Below are 1547 nucleotides of genomic sequence, written 5' to 3' on the forward strand. Positions count from 1 at the left end.
CTGCCCGATGCATCGGCCCATGATCTGGGCGACCGGCCCGAACCGCTTTATGCGGTGGCCTTTCCCGCCGCCGCCCTCTGGGCGCATCCGGAACATCCCGGCGACGAGGTCGTGCTCGACCTGTGGCAAAGCTATCTGGAACCGGCATGACGCGGCCGGAGCCTGCCTTTGACGCACCGTGGCACGCGCAGGTTTTTGCCGTGACGGTCCATCTGAACGAAACCGGTCATTTCACCTGGTCCGACTGGGCCGCGCGTTTTGGCGAGGTGCTGCGACGGCATGGCCTCGACCGGTCGCTCGACGGGGGTGACGATTATTTCCTCGCTTGGCTCGAAACGCTGGAAGGTCTGCTCGCCGAACGCGATCTCGCGACGGAGGCCGAGCGGCGGGAGCTGCGGGACGCATGGGCGGAGGCCTTTCGCAGCACGCCCCACGGCGCGCCGGTGCGTCTGCCGGAGGAGGGGCCGGGGACGGGTCAGCGCCGCGCGTAGATTCCCGCCTTTTGCAGAAAGCGCCGCCACGCCCCCTTGCGCGGCCACCAACCGGATATGCCCCGCCGGGAGCGGGAAAGCCGGTTGAATTCATGCACGTCGATGATGCGTTCGGCACAGCCGCAGCCTTCGCCGGTGGCGACCTTGTCGAAGTAGAACTTCGTGAAATCCTCGGATTGGTCCCGCGTATGTCTCATCCCGTATCGCTCCGTTCTGCGTTTTCCGGCCCGTGATCCCTCAGGCGTCCACGTCGTCCACGTCCGCCTGGCCTGACAGGGCGCGGCGGATGTGGCTCCAGCTCAACCCGATGCCCAGCACGAAGCTGAGCGCCAGAAGCCCCAGCCAGACGTTGACGCTGGAATTGTCTAGCCGCAAAACACCCAGATCGTGCAGCACCCAGAGCGTCGCACCGATAACGGCCAGCACCAGCAGCATCCCGAAGCCGCCGATCGACCGCAGCGTGGCCCGCAGGTAAACGATATAGCCGATGAACAGCAAAAGGCCCGTCAGAACCGCGATCGACAGGTGCTCGTCGCCGTAATAGCGCACCCAGTCGACGTAGTTGAAAGGCGTCGGGTTGAATGTTGCGGCCAGCAGCACGAAAGCGCAGAGCCAGCGGATGACGAAACCCATGCGGGGCCCTCCTTTGTGCGATCGGCGCTTTCTTAGCGGGAAGGGGGCGTTGCTGTCCACGCGGCATGCCGGATCGGCCAAGCCTTGCCGTCGGGTTTTTCGGTTTCGCCCTGCCGCGCGGGGGGTTATACGGACGCGGATCGTGGCAAAGGAATGAACAGCATGGCCAACGTAGTCGTCGTGGGCGCCCAGTGGGGCGACGAAGGCAAGGGAAAGATCGTCGATTGGCTTTCGGAACGGGCCGACGTCATCGCGCGGTTTCAGGGCGGGCATAACGCGGGGCATACGCTGGTCATCGACGGCGAAGTCTTCAAGCTGTCGCTGCTGCCCTCGGGCATCGTGCGCGGCGGCAAGCTGAGCGTGATCGGCAACGGCGTCGTGCTGGACCCTTGGCATCTGGTCAAGGAAATCGAGGGTCTGCGC

5 protein-coding genes are annotated in these 1547 nt (G+C 65.1%); 3 read left to right on the forward strand and 2 right to left on the reverse strand.

The window, feature by feature from the left end:
* On the forward strand, positions 1-150 hold a 150-nt coding region (locus A3764_RS20570; protein WP_150122347.1), incomplete at its 5' end, for an SH3-like domain-containing protein.
* Entirely contained in the window at positions 147-491 is a 345-nt protein-coding gene (locus A3764_RS20575; RefSeq protein WP_067928181.1) for a nitrile hydratase accessory protein, read from the forward strand. The genes A3764_RS20570 and A3764_RS20575, both read left to right, overlap by 4 nt.
* On the opposite strand, the gene A3764_RS20580 is transcribed toward A3764_RS20575, so the two are convergent.
* Together A3764_RS20580 and A3764_RS20585 are read right to left on the reverse strand one after the other, a co-directional pair.
* Positions 476-688, reverse strand: a complete 213-nt coding sequence (locus A3764_RS20580; RefSeq protein ID WP_067928178.1) for a hypothetical protein — start codon at positions 686-688, stop codon at positions 476-478. The genes A3764_RS20575 and A3764_RS20580 overlap by 16 nt on opposite strands.
* A 40-nt stretch (positions 689-728) precedes the next feature.
* Complete coding sequence (locus A3764_RS20585) at positions 729-1124, reverse strand: DUF6524 family protein (RefSeq protein ID WP_067928174.1); 396 nt, start codon at positions 1122-1124, stop codon at positions 729-731.
* A 162-nt stretch (positions 1125-1286) separates the two neighbouring features.
* Here A3764_RS20585 and A3764_RS20590 point away from each other — a divergent pair.
* Positions 1287-1547 (forward strand): adenylosuccinate synthetase (locus A3764_RS20590; RefSeq protein ID WP_201722482.1); only part of this gene is annotated, 261 nt, incomplete at its 3' end.

Origin of the sequence: Sulfitobacter sp. HI0129 (genome assembly GCF_001635395.1) — a bacterium.
Taxonomy (GTDB): Bacteria; Pseudomonadota; Alphaproteobacteria; order Rhodobacterales; family Rhodobacteraceae; genus Sulfitobacter.

Excerpts from the sequence above, each read along its gene's own strand:
- A3764_RS20575 (WP_067928181.1), top strand. The coding sequence starts at position 147 with ATGACGCGGCCGGAGCCTGCCTTTGACGCACCGTGGCACGCGCAGGTT.
- A3764_RS20580 (WP_067928178.1), bottom strand. The coding sequence starts at position 688 with ATGAGACATACGCGGGACCAATCCGAGGATTTCACGAAGTTCTACTTC.
- A3764_RS20585 (WP_067928174.1), bottom strand. The coding sequence starts at position 1,124 with ATGGGTTTCGTCATCCGCTGGCTCTGCGCTTTCGTGCTGCTGGCCGCA.